Origin of the sequence: Latilactobacillus graminis DSM 20719, from assembly GCF_001436415.1 — a bacterium.
GTDB lineage: Bacteria > Bacillota > Bacilli > Lactobacillales > Lactobacillaceae > Latilactobacillus > Latilactobacillus graminis.
Genome location: NZ_AYZB01000052.1, coordinates 1 through 19,745, shown reverse-complemented (window position 1 = coordinate 19,745; position 19,745 = coordinate 1). Strand labels below are relative to the sequence as shown.

21 protein-coding genes and 6 tRNA genes are annotated in these 19,745 nt (G+C 39.4%); 25 read left to right on the top strand and 2 right to left on the bottom strand.

Annotation, left to right across the window (positions count from 1 at the left end; all coding sequences use genetic code 11):
• The first annotated feature begins 60 nt into the window (after positions 1 to 60).
• From FC90_RS06960 to FC90_RS06935, 6 genes are all read left to right on the top strand, one after another.
• Positions 61 to 141 (top strand) — tRNA-Tyr (locus tag FC90_RS06960).
• Between the two features lie 5 nt (positions 142 to 146).
• A tRNA-Trp gene (locus tag FC90_RS06955) sits at positions 147 to 217 on the top strand.
• Between the two features lie 59 nt (positions 218 to 276).
• A tRNA-His gene (locus FC90_RS06950) sits at positions 277 to 349 on the top strand.
• 8 nt (positions 350 to 357) lie between these two features.
• A tRNA-Gln gene (locus FC90_RS06945) sits at positions 358 to 429 on the top strand.
• A 34-nt stretch (positions 430 to 463) separates the two neighbouring features.
• A tRNA-Cys gene (locus FC90_RS06940) sits at positions 464 to 534 on the top strand.
• Positions 535 to 568: 34 nt separating this feature from the next.
• Positions 569 to 652: transfer RNA gene (locus tag FC90_RS06935), tRNA-Leu, on the top strand.
• Positions 653 to 782: 130 nt separating this feature from the next.
• On the opposite strand, the gene FC90_RS06930 is transcribed toward FC90_RS06935, so the two are convergent.
• Positions 783 to 1,688: a LysR family transcriptional regulator gene (locus tag FC90_RS06930; RefSeq protein WP_057908544.1), complete on the bottom strand. Its 906-nt coding sequence runs from the start codon at positions 1,686 to 1,688 to the stop codon at positions 783 to 785.
• A gap of 131 nt (positions 1,689 to 1,819) precedes the next feature.
• On the opposite strand from FC90_RS06930, the gene FC90_RS06925 reads away from it, so the two are divergent.
• The 13 genes from FC90_RS06925 to FC90_RS06870 all read left to right on the top strand — a co-directional run bounded on the left by FC90_RS06925 (position 1,820) and on the right by FC90_RS06870 (position 12,383).
• The gene (locus FC90_RS06925; protein WP_057908543.1) at positions 1,820 to 3,451 is read left to right on the top strand and encodes a malolactic enzyme; all 1,632 of its coding nucleotides are present in this window, start codon (positions 1,820 to 1,822) and stop codon (positions 3,449 to 3,451) included.
• Positions 3,452 to 3,483: 32 nt separating this feature from the next.
• The gene (locus tag FC90_RS06920) at positions 3,484 to 4,446 is read left to right on the top strand and encodes an AEC family transporter (RefSeq protein ID WP_057908542.1); all 963 of its coding nucleotides are present in this window, start codon (positions 3,484 to 3,486) and stop codon (positions 4,444 to 4,446) included.
• A 323-nt stretch (positions 4,447 to 4,769) separates the two neighbouring features.
• Positions 4,770 to 5,711, top strand: a complete 942-nt coding sequence (locus FC90_RS06915) for a dihydroorotate oxidase (protein ID WP_057908541.1) — start codon at positions 4,770 to 4,772, stop codon at positions 5,709 to 5,711.
• Between the two features lie 18 nt (positions 5,712 to 5,729).
• A complete protein-coding gene (locus FC90_RS09510) occupies positions 5,730 to 6,005 on the top strand; it encodes a YjjG family noncanonical pyrimidine nucleotidase (protein WP_226789462.1) in 276 nt (91 codons plus the stop codon).
• Between the two features lie 26 nt (positions 6,006 to 6,031).
• Positions 6,032 to 6,415 carry an HAD-IA family hydrolase gene (locus FC90_RS09505; protein WP_235804323.1) on the top strand — a complete coding sequence of 128 codons (384 nt, stop codon included), beginning with the start codon at positions 6,032 to 6,034 and terminating at the stop codon, positions 6,413 to 6,415.
• A 253-nt stretch (positions 6,416 to 6,668) separates the two neighbouring features.
• Positions 6,669 to 7,649 (top strand): mannose/fructose/sorbose PTS transporter subunit IIA, encoded by a 981-nt coding sequence (locus FC90_RS06905; RefSeq protein ID WP_057908540.1) that lies wholly within the window; start codon positions 6,669 to 6,671, stop codon positions 7,647 to 7,649.
• Between the two features lie 29 nt (positions 7,650 to 7,678).
• Positions 7,679 to 8,485: a PTS mannose/fructose/sorbose transporter subunit IIC gene (locus tag FC90_RS06900; protein WP_057908539.1), complete on the top strand. Its 807-nt coding sequence runs from the start codon at positions 7,679 to 7,681 to the stop codon at positions 8,483 to 8,485.
• 17 nt (positions 8,486 to 8,502) lie between these two features.
• Positions 8,503 to 9,414 carry a PTS system mannose/fructose/sorbose family transporter subunit IID gene (locus FC90_RS06895; protein ID WP_057908538.1) on the top strand — a complete coding sequence of 304 codons (912 nt, stop codon included), beginning with the start codon at positions 8,503 to 8,505 and terminating at the stop codon, positions 9,412 to 9,414.
• 118 nt (positions 9,415 to 9,532) lie between these two features.
• Positions 9,533 to 9,892 (top strand): DUF956 family protein, encoded by a 360-nt coding sequence (locus FC90_RS06890; RefSeq protein WP_057908537.1) that lies wholly within the window; start codon positions 9,533 to 9,535, stop codon positions 9,890 to 9,892.
• 161 nt (positions 9,893 to 10,053) lie between these two features.
• Positions 10,054 to 10,278, top strand: coding sequence for a DUF2829 domain-containing protein (locus FC90_RS06885; RefSeq protein ID WP_057908536.1), 225 nt, complete (start codon positions 10,054 to 10,056; stop codon positions 10,276 to 10,278).
• Complete coding sequence (locus FC90_RS06880; RefSeq protein ID WP_057908535.1) at positions 10,278 to 11,021, top strand: 3-oxoacyl-ACP reductase; 744 nt, start codon at positions 10,278 to 10,280, stop codon at positions 11,019 to 11,021. The genes FC90_RS06885 and FC90_RS06880 overlap by 1 nt, the downstream gene beginning before the upstream one ends.
• A 148-nt stretch (positions 11,022 to 11,169) precedes the next feature.
• The gene (locus FC90_RS06875; RefSeq protein WP_057908534.1) at positions 11,170 to 12,015 is read left to right on the top strand and encodes a sulfite exporter TauE/SafE family protein; all 846 of its coding nucleotides are present in this window, start codon (positions 11,170 to 11,172) and stop codon (positions 12,013 to 12,015) included.
• Positions 12,015 to 12,383: a DUF1634 domain-containing protein gene (locus FC90_RS06870; protein WP_057908533.1), complete on the top strand. Its 369-nt coding sequence runs from the start codon at positions 12,015 to 12,017 to the stop codon at positions 12,381 to 12,383. The genes FC90_RS06875 and FC90_RS06870 overlap by 1 nt, the downstream gene beginning before the upstream one ends.
• A 121-nt stretch (positions 12,384 to 12,504) precedes the next feature.
• Here FC90_RS06870 and FC90_RS06865 read toward each other — a convergent pair whose 3' ends face one another.
• Positions 12,505 to 12,933, bottom strand: coding sequence for a hypothetical protein (locus FC90_RS06865; protein ID WP_057908532.1), 429 nt, complete (start codon positions 12,931 to 12,933; stop codon positions 12,505 to 12,507).
• A gap of 367 nt (positions 12,934 to 13,300) precedes the next feature.
• Here FC90_RS06865 and FC90_RS06855 point away from each other — a divergent pair, with 367 nt between their 5' ends.
• From FC90_RS06855 to FC90_RS06830, 6 genes are all read left to right on the top strand, one after another.
• Complete coding sequence (locus FC90_RS06855) at positions 13,301 to 14,503, top strand: glycosyltransferase family 4 protein (protein WP_057908530.1); 1,203 nt, start codon at positions 13,301 to 13,303, stop codon at positions 14,501 to 14,503.
• A 78-nt stretch (positions 14,504 to 14,581) separates the two neighbouring features.
• Positions 14,582 to 15,598, top strand: a complete 1,017-nt coding sequence (locus FC90_RS06850; RefSeq protein ID WP_057908529.1) for a lysylphosphatidylglycerol synthase transmembrane domain-containing protein — start codon at positions 14,582 to 14,584, stop codon at positions 15,596 to 15,598.
• A 12-nt stretch (positions 15,599 to 15,610) separates the two neighbouring features.
• Positions 15,611 to 16,489, top strand: a complete 879-nt coding sequence (locus FC90_RS06845) for an NAD(P)-dependent oxidoreductase (RefSeq protein WP_057908528.1) — start codon at positions 15,611 to 15,613, stop codon at positions 16,487 to 16,489.
• Positions 16,490 to 16,559: 70 nt separating this feature from the next.
• On the top strand, positions 16,560 to 16,793 hold the full coding sequence (locus FC90_RS06840; protein ID WP_057908527.1) for a YkuJ family protein: 234 nt from the start codon (positions 16,560 to 16,562) through the stop codon (positions 16,791 to 16,793).
• A 219-nt stretch (positions 16,794 to 17,012) separates the two neighbouring features.
• Positions 17,013 to 19,070, top strand: coding sequence for an LTA synthase family protein (locus FC90_RS06835; RefSeq protein ID WP_057908526.1), 2,058 nt, complete (start codon positions 17,013 to 17,015; stop codon positions 19,068 to 19,070).
• Between the two features lie 138 nt (positions 19,071 to 19,208).
• Entirely contained in the window at positions 19,209 to 19,646 is a 438-nt protein-coding gene (locus tag FC90_RS06830; RefSeq protein WP_057908525.1) for a Fur family transcriptional regulator, read from the top strand.
• Positions 19,647 to 19,745 lie beyond the last annotated feature (99 nt).

Genomic DNA, 19,745 nt, shown 5'->3' with positions numbered 1-19,745 from the left:
GTAGAGCAATGGATTGAAGCTCCATGTGTCGGCAGTTCGATTCTGTCCTGCGCCATTTTTGGAGGAGTAGCGAAGTGGCTAAACGCGGCGGACTGTAAATCCGCTCCTTCGGGTTCGGTGGTTCGAATCCACTCTCCTCCATTTTTAGGGATATAGTTTAAAGGTAGAACTACGGTCTCCAAAACCGTCAGTGTGGGTTCAATTCCTACTATCCCTGTTTATATTATTATTTGCATTTTATGTGTGGAAATAGTATAATTATTCATATTAATGATGGCGGTATTGGTGAAGTGGTTAACACATCGGTTTGTGGATCCGACACACGTGGGTTCGATTCCCACATACCGCCTTTATTCTTGGGCTATGGCCAAGCGGTAAGGCAACAGGTTTTGATCCTGTCATGCGCTGGTTCGAATCCAGCTAGCCCAATTTACTTTTTAAGGGACAGGATTTGTTCTTTTATGGCGGTATAGCCAAGTGGTAAGGCAGAGGTCTGCAAAACCTTTATCACCGGTTCAAATCCGGTTACCGCCTTTGCGTTTAGGCGCTAACCTTAATTGTTTAAAATGCCGGTGTGGCGGAATTGGCAGACGCGCGGGATTCAAAATCCCGTTTCCTCACGGAAGTATCGGTTCGACCCCGATCACCGGTATAATGGAATATTATACAGAATGAGAAAGCCTTAGAAATAAGGTTTTTTTATTTTGTTGGATAACTGAAATAAAATAACTAACTATCATAAAAATAAGAAAAGGATATCGAATTAATTCGATATCCTTTTCTTATTTTTTATGTTCAAGACGATAGTCATGAGCAGCCTGTTCTAGATTTTCGAGAAGTATCTGTTGTGCCTGCGAAAAGAGATGCGTACGACGGTAAGCTAAGGAAATATAAAAGATTGGTTGGGGTTCATCTAATAAATCAAGTACTACTAGGTCATCAGCAAGGGTAATACTTGTTTCAGTTAGAAAACCGATGCCGACGTTTTCATGAACCATACTTTTTAAGACACTGACGTCATTAGTTCGATAAATTATTTCAGGTTTGATCTGATTGATGTCCGACAAGTTCTTGAAGACGACCGGATGCACGAACCCTTCAGCGAGCATGATGAATTTCGCCTTAGCTAAATCGTGGAAGGCCACTGCTGTTTTTTGAGCTAACGGGTTTTCAGGAGCGACTACAATCTTGAAATGGTGACGCTCGATGATCTTAGCCGTAACGGTGTCGGTCTGTAGTGGTGTTGCAGAGCCAAGAAGAGCGACATCCAGTTCACCGGCTTCTAATGACGCAAGTAATTCTTTGGAGCCACCATTGACCGTTTTGAAATGCTGAATCGTACCATTGGATGCAAGCTTTTGTGCTAGTTTAGAGAAGTAGTAAGTGCCGATAATTGGTGGTAATCCAAAGCGGAGATCAGTCGCGTTGAGGTTGAGCATATCAGCTCTGGTAAGCTCAATTTCAGCTAAGATCTGTGTAGCATGTTGATAAAGTTGTTCACCACTTTGAGTAATAACCAATGATTGATGTGATTGGTCGCGATAAATTAATTTAGTTCCAAATTCTGCTTCAAGGCGTTTGACCGCGTAAGAGATTGTCGGTTGACTGACCTTAAATTGTTCGGCAACGGTGGTAAAGTTTTTAACTTTTATAAGGGCCGCAAAATAAGCCAAATCTTTAATTTTCATAGAAACTCCTAATTAACGCTGTTTTTACAATTCATATAAATCTATTTTATCATAAACCTAAATTTTGACTATCAAATATTGAGGCGTGTATAGTGACTTACATAATACAGAAAGTAAAGGAGATTATTAATATGAAGGCACAACAAATTTTAAATAATCCATTTTTAAATAAAGGTACAGCATTCACGGCAGAAGAACGTACTCAATTTGGTTTGACAGGGATGTTACCACCGCACGTTCAGACAATTGAGGATCAAGCAAAACAAGCTTATGCTCAATATCAATCAAAAGCTAACATGTTGGAACAACGGATTTTCTTAATGTCGATTTTTAATGAAAATCGCGTACTATTCTACAAATTATTCAGCCAGCATGTTGCAGAATTTATGCCAGTTGTTTACGATCCAACGATTGCTGATACAATCGAAAACTACAGTGCATTATATGTTAACTCACAATATGCCGCCTTCTTATCAATTGATGACCCTGATTCAATGAAGACGACCTTAACCAATGCAGCCGATGGTCGTGAAATTAAGTTAATCGTTGTTACTGATGGTGAAGGAATCTTAGGGATTGGCGATTGGGGGACCCAAGGTGTGGATATCTCAGTTGGTAAATTAATGGTGTATACGGCTGCCGCAGGAATTGATCCTAGCCAAGTATTGCCAGTTGTCTTAGATGTTGGGACCAATCGCGAAAGTCTATTGAATGATGAATTATACTTAGGTAATCGTCATGAACGTATCCGCGGTGATCGTTATTATGATTTCGTTGACCAATTCGTTCAAACAGCTGAAGAATTGTTCCCTAACATGTACCTCCACTTTGAAGATTTTGGCCGTAGTAATGCCGCTAATATCTTGAACAAGTATAAAGATAAAATTGTAACTTTCAATGATGATATCCAAGGTACCGGAATTATCACATTAGCTGGAATCATGGGTGCCTTAAACATTTCTGGTGGTAAGATGACGGATCAAGTTTACATGAGTTTTGGTGCCGGAACTGCGGGTGCTGGGATTACTCAACGAATCTTTGAAGAAATGCTGCAAGCTGGTTTGACCGAAGAGCAAGCTCGGAGTCGATTCTATATGGTTGATAAACAAGGGCTGTTGTTCGATGATGATGCCGACTTGACACCTGAACAAAAACCTTTCGCCCGTAAACGAAGTGAATTTGAGAATGCTGATGAACTAACGACTTTAGAAGCAGCAGTTAAAGCGATTCATCCAACCATTTTAGTCGGGACATCTACACAGCCAGGAGCTTTTACAGAATCAATTGTAAAGGAAATGGCTGCCCATACAGAACGTCCAATCATCTTCCCATTATCAAATCCAACCAAGCTAGCTGAAGCTACGGCTGAAAACTTGATTAAATGGACAGATGGTAAGGCTTTAGTTGCGACGGGGATTCCTGCGGCGCCAGTTGAATATAATGGTGTAACATATGAAATCGGTCAGGCAAACAACGCTTTAGTATATCCTGGGCTTGGCTTAGGGACAATTGCTTCTACAGCGAAAGTTTTAAATGATGAAATGATCAGTAAAGCGGCGCATTCATTAGGCGGAATTGTTGATCCAACAGAAGCTGGTGCCGCTGTATTGCCACCAGTCACCAAATTAGATATTTTCTCACAAACTGTTGCTACTGCAGTTGCACAAAGTGCTGTTGATCAAGGCTTGAACCGAGAAACAATTAGTGATGTGCAGAAAGTGGTGGCAGATATGAAATGGGAACCAGAATATAAAGCATTATAATTCTAAATATGAGTTAGTAGGAGGGTAAAAAAATGGCAGCATTTCTAACATCATTATCAAGCGTTGTCGAAATTGTTTTAGTCATCGCATTGGGGTTTTGGCTACGGAGTTCTAAAAAGTTTGATGATAATTTTAAAGGGACGATTTCATTTTTGATTATGAATATCGCTTTACCATTATCAATCTTTGTTTCAGTTTTAGATAATTTAACCCGCGAAAAGTTAGTTGGGTTATCTGGCGGATTAATCTATGTCCTAATTAGTTTTGTTCTAGGTTATGTAGTGGCTTGGTTATTGACGAAAGTCTTCCGGATTCGTCCTGGCCGTCGGGGAACATTTATTAATATGTTCGTGAATGCCAATACAATTTTCATCGGTTTACCATTGAACTTGGCATTATTCGGTGATAAAAGCTTACCCTATTTCTTGATCTACTATGTTGCTAATACAGTTTCAACATGGGCAATCGGGGTCTTCTTCATCTCAAATGATGATCCGACTAAAGAAAAGGGTGCTACTAAAGATAAATTTAACTGGCGTAAATTATTACCAGCACCATTACTTGGCTTTTTAGCAGCTTTAATTTACTTATTAACGGGGTTACCATTGCCAGACCTTGTTGATAAAACATTTTCAATGGTTGGGGGGATTGTCACCCCAATGTCATTGATTTACATTGGGATTATCCTAGCTGATGCTGGTTTGAAATCAATCCATTTCGACCGCGATACTGTATTGGCACTACTAGGGCGCTTTGTTGTGGCACCAGCTATCATGATTGTCATTATGTTGTTTTTCAAAAACACAACGTCAATTCCAAGTATCGAACAAAACACATTAATTATTCAAGCAGCAACACCAGGCTTGGCCGTTTTACCAATTCTAGTTGGCCAATCACATGGGGATGTCGAATATGCGACAAATGTTGTGACAACAAGTACTGTTTTGTTCGTGGTAGTTGTGCCGATCTTAATGCAAATTATTCAATATATTTAAAAGCAAAGATGCCAATATAATAAGCTTGAAGGCTACAATATTGTGCAAATCGTTAAATTACTGACAAGCTTGTAAAAAATTATTTTAATTTAAAACAGTCCTGAAACATATGTTTCAGGACTGTTTTTTTTTTTGAGTAGATTTCTTGTGAGGTCTGCTAAAATTAGTAACTTAATAGTCTGCCACGAATTACAGTCTGTTGTTCAATCTGTTATTCATAATAAACGTTCGTGATTAAATAATAATTTAAGAATTGTTATCGTTAATGATGGCTTTATTTCATTAAATGACGTATGATAATAAAAAGAAGTGGGGTGTGTGACTTGATTTCAACTAAAACGACACTGGCAGGGATTCATTTTGATAATTGTTTGATGAATGCAGCCGGGGTTTATTGCTATGATGCTTCTGAATTAAATCAAATACAAAATTCAATGGCAGGAACTTTTGTGACCAAAACGGCAACTGTGACACCAAGGACTGGTAATCAAGTGCCTCGCTATCGAGCGACTCACCTGGGGAGTATTAACTCGATGGGATTGCCGAACAAGGGTTTGCAATATTATATGGATTATATCAGTCAACAACAAAAGGCGGTTCCGCATAAAACATATTTCCAATCAATCGCCGGCTTTAATTTAGCGGAAGATGAGTATTTGTTAGCGCAGATTCAAGCTTCTGATTTTACCGGTGTAGTGGAGCTTAATCTGTCGTGCCCAAATGTGCCGGGCAAGCCACAAATTGGTTATGATTTTGAAACAGTTGAAAAAATTCTAACGCGGGTTTTCGAGGTCTATCGTGGACCATTAGGGATTAAGCTACCACCATATTTTGATATTGTTCATTTTGATCAGATGGCGACCATCCTTAATCAATTTCCGTTAGCATTCGTCAATAGTGTCAATAGCATTGGGAATGGTTTGATCATCGATTCACTCAGTGAACGGGTAACAATTAAACCTAAGCATGGCTTTGGCGGTATCGGTGGTGATTATCTTAAACCAACAGCGCTGGCCAATGTACATGCATTTTATCAACGGTTGAAGCCGTCAATTCAAATTATTGGTACTGGTGGTATCAAATCAGGGCAAGATGCTTTTGAACACATTTTATGTGGGGCGAGTATGGTCCAAGTTGGAACAGCATTGCACGCAGAAGGCCCTCAAATTTTTGCACGGTTGACAGCCGAACTCAAGACAATCATGTATCAAAAAGGGTATACTACCCTAACAGATTTTAGAGGGAAATTAAATTATTTAGATTAATTGAAACGAGGACTTACAATGGAATATCGGTATTTATTTTTTGATATGGACAATACACTATTTGACTTTGATGCTGATGAGGACCAAGCGCTAGCTCAATTATTTGCTGAGCAAGGGGTACCGCTAACATCGATGATAAAGACAAAATATCAAACGTTTAATCAAGATTTATGGCGGCAGCATGAGACCGGAATATTAACCCGGGAAATACTATTAGATACACGTTTTGAAATTTTTTCAAAAAAAACTTTAATATGGCGGTCGATGGGAAGTTACTATCGCAACAATATTTGAATAATCTGGCACTAGGCCATGACCTAATGCCACAAGCTACGGTGCTCTTGCAAAAATTAAAAGCAGAGCATGTCAAATTATATGTGACAACTAACGGAGTAGCAAGTACACAGTACCGACGATTAGAAGATGCAGATTTAATGCGCTATTTCGATGCAATTTTTATTTCAGAAGAATTAGGGTGGCAAAAACCAGATCGCCATTATTTTGAAACAGTTTTTCAGCAATTAGGAAATGTGCCATATACAAAAGCACTGATTATCGGTGATTCGCTCACATCAGATGTCCAAGGTGGGCAAAATATTGGTGTCGCAACGGCGTGGTATAACCCTTTACATCAAAAAAACGAACATAAAAATTTACGACCAACCTACGAAATTGATGAGCTGATAAAATTGTTAACAATTTAAAAAGTAAATTGAATTATGCGTTGACCGTGATGGAAAAGTAGTAACTAACAATTAAGTTTGATAAATTATTAGCTAGGCTAAAAATAATTAGACAGAATCGAATTTTGTGGTAGAATTGACTAAGTAAAGCGTTTTAAAAAAAACGTGGCGCTGTCAACTCTATCGATAATGTTCAAGCCATTATTTTTTATATTAATTGTTAGCGTTTTATTGGTGAGTATGACGACTATTTTTATTAAGGAGGTTTTTGTGAATGGTTGGAATCGTTATTGCAAGTCACGGCGAGTTTGCTAAAGGAATCATGCAATCTGGTTCGATGATTTTTGGCGAACAAGAAAAAGTACAAGCTGTTACTTTCATGCCAAACGAAGGACCAGATGATTTGAAAGCGCATTTAGAGGCTGCTGTTGCAACTTTCGATGCGGATGATGATGTTCTATTCTTAATTGATCTTTGGGGAGGTTCACCGTTTAATCAAGCAAATGGCTTGTTTGAAGCACACAAAGATAACTGGGCAATCGTTACAGGATTAAACTTACCAATGTTGATTGAAGCTTATGCATCTCGTTTATCTATGACATCTGCTCATGAAATCGCAGCACATATCATTGATGAAGCTAAAGCAGGGGTACGGGTTAAACCTGAAGAACTACAACCAGAAGAAGCACCTAAGGCAGAAGCCGCACAAACGACTTCAAACTCAGGTACACCTGGTAAGTTCAAATATGTCTTGGCACGAATTGATTCACGTTTATTACATGGTCAAGTTGCAACGACATGGTCGAAGACAACTAACCCAACACGGATTATTGTTGTTTCAGATAACGTTGCTAAAGATGAATTACGGACAAACTTAATTAAACAAGCTGCTCCTGGTGGCATCAAAGCACACGTCGTACCAGTTGATCAAATGATTAAATTGGCAAAAGATGACCAACACTTTGGTAAGGAACGTGCTTTGTTATTATTTGAATCACCACAAGATGCACTTAGAGCAGTTGAAGGTGGCGTTCCATTAGAAACAATTAACGTTGGTTCAATGGCGCACTCAACGGGTAAAGTGCAACCAAATACTGTTTTGGCTTTTGACCAAGATGATATTGATACCTTTGAAAAACTAAAAGCTAAGGGCATCAAGTTCGATGTTCGTAAAGTGCCAAGTGACTCAAGCGGTAACATGGATAGTATCCTTAAAAAAGCTCAAGCAGAACTAGACAAACAAAATAACAAATAACATCAGAAGAAATTGGAGGATTAATAATCATGGATTTGAATTTCATTCAAGTGATTTTGGTCATTTTTATCGCATTTCTGGCTGGTATGGAAGGTATCTTAGATCAATTCCATTTCCATCAGCCAGTTATTGCTTGTACATTGATCGGTCTTGTAACTGGGCAATTATTACCTTGTCTTATCTTAGGTGGAACGTTACAAATGATCGCCTTAGGTTGGGCAAACGTTGGTGCTGCTGTCGCACCTGATGCTGCTTTAGCATCAGTCGCATCTGCAATTATTTTAGTGCTTGGTGGCCAAGGTAAAGCCGGTGTGACCTCAGCAATTGCAATTGCTGTACCATTAGCGGTTGCCGGTTTATTATTAACAATCATTGTCCGGACATTAGCAACTGGGATCGTCCACATCATGGATGCTGCTGCTAAAGAAGGTAATTTCCGTAAGATTGAAATGTGGCAATATATTGCAATTATTATGCAAGGTTTACGGATTGCAATTCCTGCCGGTCTGATCCTAGCAATTGGTGCTGCTCCAGTTAAAGAAATGTTGACTGCAATGCCAGTATGGTTAACAGATGGTTTAGCAATCGGTGGTGGTATGGTTGTTGCGGTTGGTTATGCAATGGTCATCAACATGATGGCCACTAAAGAAGTATGGCCATTCTTTGCAATTGGTTTTGTACTGGCAACCATCTCACAATTAACACTTATCGGCCTTGGTGCAATTGGTATCTCACTTGCCTTATTATACTTAGCCCTTTCAAAACAAGGCGGCTCAGGTAATGGCGGCGGGTCAAATACTGGTGATCCACTCGGCGATATTATCGACAACTACTAAGAAGGAGGCTGAAAAAAATGGCAGAACAACTAAAATTAACAAAAAAAGATCGTATCTCCGTTTGGTTGCGTTCAACTTTCCTTCAAGGTTCTTGGAACTATGAACGTATGCAAAATGGTGGCTGGGCTTACTCATTAATTCCAGCACTTAAAAAATTATACAAAACTAAAGAAGATCGTTCAGCGGCGTTAGTACGTCACATGGAATTCTTTAATACGCATCCCTATGTTGCTTCACCAATCATTGGGGTTACTTTAGCACTTGAAGAAGAACGTGCTAATGGGGCACCGATTGATGACGTTACCATTCAAGGGGTTAAAGTGGGGATGATGGGACCTTTAGCTGGTATCGGCGATCCCGTATTCTGGTTTACAGTTAAGCCAATCATTGGCGCTTTAGCTGCTTCACTTGCGATGAGCGGTAATATTTTGGGACCAATCATTTACTTTGTTGCATGGAATGCTATTCGGATGTCATTTATGTGGTATACACAAGAATTCGGTTATCGTGCCGGTTCAAAAATCACAGAAGATTTATCTGGTGGAATTTTACAAGATATCACCAAAGGGGCTTCGATTCTTGGGATGTTTATCTTAGGATCGTTAGTTAACCGTTGGGTATCTGTTAAGTTTACGCCGATTGTCTCATCCGTTAAGTTGGATAAAGGTGCATACATTGACTGGGCTAAATTACCAGGTGGTGCTAAGGGGATTCAATCTGCCTTACAGCAACAAGCACAAGGTTTATCATTAACAAGTAATAAAGTCACAACGTTGCAAGATAATTTGGATAGCTTGATTCCTGGGTTAGCGGCATTAGGATTAACATTATTCTGTATGTGGTTGCTTAAGAAAAAAGTATCACCAATCGTTATTATTCTTGGCTTATTCGTAGTCGGAATTGTCTTCCATCTATTACACTTAATGTAATTATTAAAGTTCGGGACAAAACATTGTTTTGTCCCGTTTTTTTTTGTTGAATAGGGATAGGCACATAGTTAATTGACGCGTATAATAAAAGTAAGTTTTTGGAAATGGAGTCGATACTATGGTTCAATCGATTAACACAAAAGTGGATTTAGTGATTAAAGCAACGTCGTTTACGGCGCTTTCTGATTATGGACAAATCATGATTGGTGATAAAGGATTTGAATTTTTTAATGATCGTGATGCACGCCAATTTATTCAAATTGCGTGGGGAGAAGTTGATTATGTGATTGCGTCCGTGATGTTTAAGGGTAAATGGATTCCACGGTATGCAATTCAAACAAAAAAGAATGGAACCTATACGTTCGCATCCAAAGAACCAAAAAAAGTCCTTCGTGCAATTCGGGAATATGTGCCAGCAGAACGACTTGTTCAATCACTTGGTGTATGGGACGTTATCAAGCGCGTTTTTAAGCATTAATCAAAATAAGTAGAAAAGGCACGCCGAATTAGTCGGCGTGCCTTTTGTTGAATCCGACGATTAGTGGTTTTAATTGATACCGGGCCAATATGCGTGGTAGAATACTATGTGATACTTATTGAGCAACAAATTTAAAAATTAAACTAAATGAGGTAATGTTAATGGGATTTGATAAAGCAATTAACGCGATTAAAGTAGGCAAAAAGGTTGTCCGTACGGGTTGGGATGGACCAGAATTATTTATTTTTCAAGTCGTCGATGGTCTGTACGAAGGTCAACCAATCAGCCCGTATTTATTAATTAAAACAACTGAAACGCCATCTTATTCGATATTTCAACCAACATCATGTGATGTACTTGCTGATGATTGGCAATTGGTTGACTAATGAGCTTTTTTGAAGATTTAGCAACTAAAACCGTTTTAATTACTGGTGCCGCTTCTGGGATTGGTCAGGCGCAGTTGCATGCCTTTTTAACAACGGGGGCAGAGGTATTAGCTCTCGATCAACAGGTCATTGAATCACCGCCTAATAGTCGCTGTACAACTGTGCAAGTTGATATTTGTGATGAACAGCAATTAACGGCGACGTTAACACTTTGGTTAGCGCAACATGGCCCGATTGATGTGGTTTGCAATACTGCTGGGATTTTAGATGGCTATACACCATCGCTTGAAACAAGTAGTGCTGATTGGGATCGTGTCATGACGACCAACTTAAAAAGTCAATATTTGGTGACCAATGCCGTATTACCAGCAATGGTCGCTCAAAAACACGGGACATTCGTTAATATGGCATCAATTGCCGGATTAGTTGCTGGTGGTGGCGGTGCGGCTTATACTGCATCAAAACATGCAATTATTGGTTATACAAAGCAATTAGATTATGATTATGCAAGCCAGGGGATTCGTGCGAATTGTATCGCTCCTGGTGCGATTGCGACCCCAATGAATGCCGCTGATTTTGCTGGTGCTGGGATAATGGCTCAAGAAGTAGCTAAACAAACACCGGCTGGTCGTTGGGCTGAACCAGCTGAAGTCGCCAATTTAAGTGTCTATTTGGCCAGTGATGTGGCCGATTACATTCATGGTACGGTGGTTCCGATTGATGGGGGCTGGATTGAAAAATAGTGCCAGTTGTTTGACATAATATGGCTCAGGGCTAGAGCTGATGATTGTTTAGAGCTACACTTTTTGCTTCAAATTGATGAGGTAAGTACTTGCAAGCTGAATCCGCCTGGGATCACAGTTATCAAAACGGATTAAGAGGAGAAAAGCAATGCAGCAAATTATTTTATTATTAGTCGTCGGTGTTTTAGCTGGTGTGTTAGGTGCAATCTTAGGAATTGGTGGGGGGATTATTGTAACCCCCGTCTTAACTTTAGCGATTGGCCTAGACATTAAATACGCAATTGGGGCAAGTATCATTGCCGTAATTGCTACAAGCTCCGGGGCAACGATTGCTTATTTGAAAGATGATATGCTTAACTTACGAGTCGCTATGTTTCTCGAAATTGCGACAACCGTTGGTGCAATTATTGGAGCTTTATTGACTGGAATTGTGCCAACGGGATTCTTGTTTGTTTTGTTTGGTGCATTTTTGTTATTTTCAACATATAATATGGTTCAAAAATTACGCGGTAAAGTTGCTGAGCAGCATACTGGTGCGGGTGCTGATAGATGGGCTAAACAATTAAATTTAAATGGCACATACTATGACAAAGCAAACCATGAACAGGTTGATTATGCTGTTGAACAAGTTCCTGGGGGATTCGCAATGATGTTTGGTGCCGGGATTGCATCTGGTTTGTTAGGAATTGGGAGTGGCGTTTTCAAAGTGACTGCCATGGATACGATTATGAAAATGCCGCTCAAGCCATCAAGTGCCACAAGTAATTTAATGATGGGGGTAACGGCGGCAGCTTCAGCTACTGTTTACTTCTTTAGTGGTGCGATTATTCCAAGTGTTGCTGCACCGTTGGCTGTCGGTATTTTACTTGGCGCCACTGTGGGGTCACGCATTATGCAATACTTACAACCACGCTTGATTCGGATGATTTTTATTCCAATTTTACTATACACAGGGTTACAAATGGTGCTTAAAGGATTCGGGGTGCATATTTAATGGCAGATAAAAAAACAGAAATGGCGCAAATTGAGCTTATTATCGGGAAAATTTTACGCATCGGTGTCATGGTTTCAGCAACCATTTTAATTATTGGGATGCTATTAGCAGTCATTCATGGGGGGACTGGTTATGCAGAATATCAATTTCCCACCACTTTAACACAAATATTTAACGGGATTACCATGCTAAAAGCAGGGGCGGTGATTATGTTAGGCTTGTTTTGCCTAATATTAACACCAGTTTTGCGCGTGGTTGTTTCAATCTACGCCTTTGCTAAAGAGGGCGATTACCTTTATGTGTGGATTACCGTAATTGTCTTAGTCATTCTAATGATTGGTATGGCAATTGGGTTTATTAAAAAATAAAGAAAAGACGTGCCTAAAGTTAACTTCTGATAGTGGCCAGAATGAAGGCCTCCAAGAAAGTTAGACAAAATCTAACCGACTTGGAGGCCTTTATTTTATCGGAATCGAGGGACTTACTTCGTTATTCTAAATTGAGAATTCTTTTCTTTTTTGCTTCAAATTCTTCATTGGTCATTAGGCCATCATCACGCATTTTGAGATAGGCCATGATTAACTCACCAGTTTTAACGAAGCTGAGATCTTCTTTTATAGTTGGTTTTTCTAGGTAGTCAGCCAAAATTGTATACAATTTTCGCACTGACAGATTGTCAGCGGGTGTAAAGCTGATGACGATTTTTTCGAGGGCGTGGTTTGGTTTTTGGTATAGAATCTGAAGATGACCGTGTCGATAAGTTGCTTCAAAAAAGCGGACTGATTTTAATTTACTATACGGAATTTCCCGATCGTTGGTTTGCTTTTGCTGAAATAAACTAGGGTAGTGGAGACTCAGAATATGTTCATCATAGGTAAGTTCAAGCTTTTCTGGTTTTTTAATGAGATACGTGTACATGGCTTGCTCCTTTAATCATTCTTAAATAAAAGCATGGTGGTTCTTAATCGATGAAGTCTATACTAACTTCTATCATAGTAGACAATGACTATAAATGGCAAGTCGTTCGTGCTGATTATGAAATGAGGTGGGCAGATGAAATTTTTATGGGTCTATATAATGATTTGCTAGTAGCGTTAAGTTTAAAGATTAGCTGGGTTCTCGCGGATATTGATGAGGACCTTTTTGCAGTATTTAGATATTTTTAGGTCTAAAGACGGTTTTTGTGCTAGTATGAATAGACTATAATTAATTATACTAGATTGCATCTAAGTAATGTAATTATTATAATGAAATCAAATGTCCAAGATAAGGAGGAGGAAACCAATTGAATATTGGGATATTTACGGACACCTACTTTCCACAAGTTAGTGGTGTGGCAACCTCCATTAAAACACTAAAAGAAGCCCTGGAAAAGCAGGGACATTCGGTTTACATATTTACAACAACCGACCCTCACGTGGATAAAGATGCCGTGGAACCGAATATCTTCCGGTTTACGAGCGTTCCGTTTGTCTCGTTTACGGATCGGCGAATTGCTGTGCGTGGTTTATTCCATGCTTATCAAGTAGCTAAGGAACTTAATTTAGATATTGTGCATACGCAGACTGAATTTTCGATGGGATATATTGGGAAATTTGTCGCTAAGAATTTAAAGATACCATGCGTACATACGTATCATACGATGTATGAGGACTATTTGCACTATGTTTTAAACGGAAAATTATTGCGTCCTTACCATGTCAAACAAATGAGCAAGGCCTTTTTATACCATGTATCGGGGATTGTGGCCCCTTCACAGCGGGTATCACAAACGTTAAATGGTTACCAAGTGAAGGCCCCGATTCGGATTATTCCGACTGGTGTTGATATTAGTCGCTATGAACGGGCAGTAACGCGTGATGTTCGTTCAGAGCTCGGCTTGCGAGCTGAACAACCGGTTTTATTATCACTCAGCCGGGTTGCTTACGAAAAGCGGATTGATATTTTAATTGATGCGTTACCAAAACTAGTCGTACAAGCGCCAGATTTAATGTTAGTAATTGTCGGTGAAGGTCCCGCACGCGAAGATTTGCAGGCGCAAGTTGCTAAATTAGCGATGCAAGATCACGTGATTTTCACAGGTATGGTGGATAACGATGAAGTTACTAACTATTATCATATGGCCAATTTATTTGTCTCAGCTAGTGATTCCGAATCGCAAGGGCTGACCTATATTGAAGCAATGGCGGCCGAACTCAAAATTGTTGTAATGGCCAGCCCATATGCCAATGAATTGTTGACTGATCCTTCGATTGGGACCACTTTTACAATTGAAGATGAAATGATTCATCAAGTATTAAATTATTTGAATCATCCGGGGGCTTTTGATGATCCTGCTCCGCGTCAGCGAAAATTACATGCGATTTCAGCCGATTATTTTGCTGAACAGATGATTCGTTTTTATAAGCAATCGCAGCTATTATATGACGAGTTAATGTTAGATCAGGATGATTTAGTATCGTTAGAAGATTTAGACCCGAAAAAATAAGTCGCGGTGGTGTGAAACTGTTGATTATTTAATCAACAGTTTTTTCATAGCGTTGCTAATAACAAAAAAGGATCATTTATGAGTAGAACGAATAAGATTGTTTTTATAGTCATGCTGTTAATTGGGTGTGGTATTTTTGCTTATGAAAGTCGGACGATAGTTTTAAAACAGCTGGTTATTAATATTAGTCACCTTAAGCTAGGATGGTTGTTGGTGGCTTTATTGTGTATGCTGGTTTCGTGGCTTTTTGAAGCACTTGTGTTGCGTATTTTCCTAAAAGGACGAACAGAACACTTTTCGCTATTCAATGCGTTGCGGATTCCGTTAATTGCCCAGCTATTCAATGCGATTACACCGTTTTCTTCAGGGGGGCAACCGGCACAACTGGTGGCTTTAATGCAATCGCGGGTCGAAGCGGGGCAAGCCAGCTCTGTATTGCTGATGAAGTTTATTGTTTACCAATTCATGGTACTGGTTAATTTTTTATTGAGTATGAGCATTGGCTTTTCACAAGTTTCTAAGCACTTTGACACGTTATCGATTTTAATTACCTTCGGGTTAATTGTACATGTAGTCGTGTTAGCCGTGTTGTTGCTGATCATGTACTATAACCGTTTTACGAAACAGCTAGTGGATTGGTTGTTAATGCCCGCCGGATGGTTCGTTTCTCAAAAACGGGTGACGGAATGGCGGACGATATTAATGGCTAAAATCGATACCTTTTATGCGGAGAGTCTACATCTTAAACGTGAGAAAAAGAAACTAATCAAGGGCTGTTTTTTAACCCTTGGACAACTCTTTTTTTATTATAGTGTGCCCTACTTTGTTTTATTGGCACTTGGCATTGCGCATGTTAATTATTTAGAAGTGATCGTCTTGCATATCATGATCGTCATGATTGTCTCACTTTTCCCAGTTCCAGGTGGTTCTGGTGGGGCAGAGTATAGTTTTAAGACACTATTTGCGACTTTTATACCGAGTTCAAGTAAACTAGTGTTAGGCATGTTGCTCTGGCGATTGTTCACATATTATCTCGGGATGTTCATGGGGATTGGTGCGTTGGCAGTTAAACCACGAGTAACTGATAAAAAGTAGGAGGCGTTTTTGATGCAACCAACAATTGGCTTCATTGGAACAGGCGTGATGGGTAGTAGTATGGTCAAGAATTTATTGAAGGCTGACTATCCAGTCGTCGTGTATAACCGGACAAAACAAAAAGCGGATGCAGTCGTGGCACTTGGTGCAACATGGGCTGATTCACCAGCAGCAGTTGTCGCACAAAGTCAACTTGTGCTATCAATTGTCGGTTATCCCCAAGACGTCGAAGCAATTTATTATGGCGAAGACGGGATTTTCAGCGCTGCACAACCTGGTCAGATTTTGGTGGATATGACTACCAGTACGCCGACATTGGCACAGAGAATTGCCCAAACAGCGGCTGATAAAGGCCTCCATGCATTGGATGCGCCTGTTTCTGGTGGCGATATCGGTGCCCAAAATGGGACGTTGACGATTATGGTCGGTGGCGACCAAGCTGCCTATGAAACAGTGTTACCTGTTTTTGAAGCAATGGGTAAGACTGTGCATCATTTCGGCGTCGCCGGGACGGGCCAGCATACGAAGATGGCGAACCAGATTATGATTGCCGGTACAATGACCGGTATGACGGAGATGTTTGTGTATGCTAAAGCTGCTGGATTAGATTTAGAAGCTGTTTTAAAAACGGTCAATGGTGGTAGTGCCCAGAACTGGAGTTTAGCAAATTACGGCCCCCGCGTTTTAGCGCAAGATTACACCCCAGGCTTTTTCGCTAAACATTTTTTGAAAGATTTAAAGATTGCTTTAAACGAATCAGAAAAGATGGGACTTCATTTGCCAGCAACGCATCAAGCCAAAAAACTCTATGCGCAACTTGTGAATGATCGTCAATTAGGCGATGATGGGACCCAAGCTTTAATCAAATTATGGTGGTCTTCTACAAAATAATTCAGATAAACGGTGCAGACGAGTGCTTTTTCTGATAAACTGTTAATGAGTTATTAAAGGAGGCTTCGCCATGCAATCATCACAGTTAGTTGCGATTATCAAACGTCTGGTAGCAATGCAAGAAGACCAAAGCGCTGAGGTTCAAGAAAGACGTTTTGAAAAGGACGGCGATTTAAAAGCAACTGTTAGCTATGATCCTCAAGCCCAAGCATTTGAACTTGAAGATAGCAACACCCATCAACAATTCCAATTTGATAATATTGATTTAGTTGCAATGGAGTTATATGACTTATTAACAGATTAGTTAATTAACCATTGAGTATTGGATTACTTAATGGTTTTTTTACTACCTAAGTGGGCTAGAGACATTGCTAGGTAGTGACATAGATTATTAAAAATGGTTTAATATTTGACATGCAAGCTGATTACATATTGCTTTTCGTCTGGTGGATGTGTAAACTAACTTTCAGATTGTCAACGGCTTATCAAAGGCCAACGACCTTTAACGGAGGCTACTGTATCGATGAAACAAATTGGTCATAAAATTCAATCAGGATTAAGCACGCGGTGGGGATTCTTTCTGTTGGCGATTGCTTTGTTCTGGCTTAAAACGATTTATGCATATCAAACAAAATTTAGTTTAGGGGTTAAAGGCGGCATGCAAGCCTTTTTAATGACAATTAACCCAATCCCAACAACTTTACTATTGTTTGGAATTGCCTTGTTTATGAATGGGCGCAAGTCTTATATTACGTTGCTAATTATTGATTTGATTACTTCAACATGGTTATTCGCTAATATTTTGTATTACCGTGAATTTTCAGATTTTTTGACATTCAACTTAATGAAAGGGTCCGGTGCGGTCTCGAATAACTTAGGTAAGAGTATTGCCGGGATTATTGAATATTCGGATTTCTTAGTATTCGCGGATGTCTTGATTTTGATTATCCTATTGGCAACTAAGCTTATCCGAATTGATTACCGGATTTTTATGAAGCGCAACGCGTTTGCAATTACAGGATTATCTGTGGTCCTATTTGGTGCGAATCTAGGAATCGCTGAAGCAGACCGTTCCGGTTTATTGACGCGGACGTTTGATAATAATTACATTGTTAAGTATCTTGGGATGAACGCGTACACTGTTTATGACGGGGTCAAGACTACCAAAAATAATGCAATCAAGGCTAATGCCGATAGTAGCAGTATGAGCAGTGTTTTAAAGTATATGAAGGCTAATCGTGTTGCACCAAACGTAGAATATAGTGGTGTTGCAAAAGGTAAAAATGTTTTTGTGATCCATTTAGAGAGCTTTCAGCAGTTTTTAATTGACTATAAATGGGATGGTCAAGAAGTAACGCCTAACATCAATAAGCTTTATCATAATCAAAATACGCTGAGTTTCGATAATTTTTTCAATCAAGTGGGACAAGGGAAAACCGCTGATGCGGAATTAATGCTCGAAAATTCTTTGTTTGGATTACCTGAAGGCGCAGCAATGGTTACTCAAGGAACAACTAATACATTCCAGGCGGCGCCATCTATTTTAAATCAACACGGTTACACCACCGCTTCGTTCCATGGGGATGTGCCAAGTTTTTGGAATCGGGATAACACCTATAAGTCATGGGGCTATAATTACTTCTTTAGTTCACAATACTTTAAAGAAGGTAAGGGCTATAACGTGGGTTACGGTTTGAAAGATAAAATTTTCATGCAAGACTCAGCCCAATATATTGAACAATTACCACAACCGTTCTATGCTAAATTGATTACTGTTACGAACCATTATCCATATTTATTAGACAAACAGAATCAATCGATTGCTAAAACCGATACCGGTGATGACACTGTTGATGGTTATGTGCAAACGGCTAAGTATTTAGATCAAGCACTTGGTGAATTTTTGATTTGGTTACAAAAGACAGGCCTGGATAAAAACAGCATGTTGGTGTTATACGGAGATCACTACGGAATTTCCGGAAACCATAAGAAGGCTGTGGCTAAATTATTGAATCGAGATAAGTTTACTGATTTTGATAATGCACAATTTCAAAAAGTACCATTCATGGTCCACATGCCAGGACTAAAAGGTGGCGTCAATCATACTTATGGTGGTGAAATCGATGTCCTACCAACTTTGTTAAATCTCTTAGGAGTTAAAAACGAAGATACCATTCAATTTGGCTCTGACTTACTCGCGCCTAATCGTAATCAGACAGTCGCCTTTAGAAATGGGGACTTTGTGACACCGGAATATACAAAAGTTGGTAGTACTTATTACGATACAACTAATGGAAAAATCCTGACACATTTAACGGATGTTCAGAAAAAACAATTAGCGGCTATCGGTAAACATGTGACTGAAGAGCTGTCATTGTCGGACAAGGTAATTACGGGTGACTTGTTGCGTTTTTATACGCCAAAAGGTTTTGAAAGAACCGACAAGACAATGATTAGTTATAAGGTAAAAGATGCCAAGCAAAAACTGAAGGATAGTCCTAATAAGACAAGTCTCATTCAGAAAAATAATGGCAAATCAACGATGGACCTTTATGAAACGGATGCTCCTGAGTTAAAATAAGCCTAAAAAAGGACGTTACTCATTTTGAGTATCGTCCTTTTTTAAGTGAAGATACTTGTTAGTTTTCGAAAAAAAAGGTACGATTACAGCAATAAAGATATGTGATAATGATTATCATTAGCAAAGGTGGGTGGCCAAATGAGCCAGATTGTACAACAAACGTTACGCAAGTTAAAAGAACATGATGTGCGAATCACACCACAGCGACAAGCAGTACTAGAATTCATGATTGGCACCCATATGCACCCAACTGCGGACGATGTATACAGAGCATTATCAGGGCGATTTCCGAATATGAGTGTTGCTACGATTTATAATAATTTACGACTTTTTACATCGTTGGGGATTATTGAAGAGATGGCATATGGTGATGCTTCTAGTCATTTTGATTTTGCACAGACTAAGCATTATCATGCTATTTGTGAAAACTGTGGAAAAGTAGTTGATATTTTTTATCCTGAGTTAGATGATGTCGAAGTGATTGCTCAGAATTTAACTGGGTTTATGGTGACCGGTCATCGAATGGAAGTGCATGGTATCTGTCCCGAGTGTCAGATAAAACAACAAAAGAGCTAAATTGTTTGAATATTTAAGAAATTACTGAATTTTATACAATTTATACTTGACGATGGTTTTAGATGTTGGTATAGTATTCTATGTTGTCAGCGAGACAAA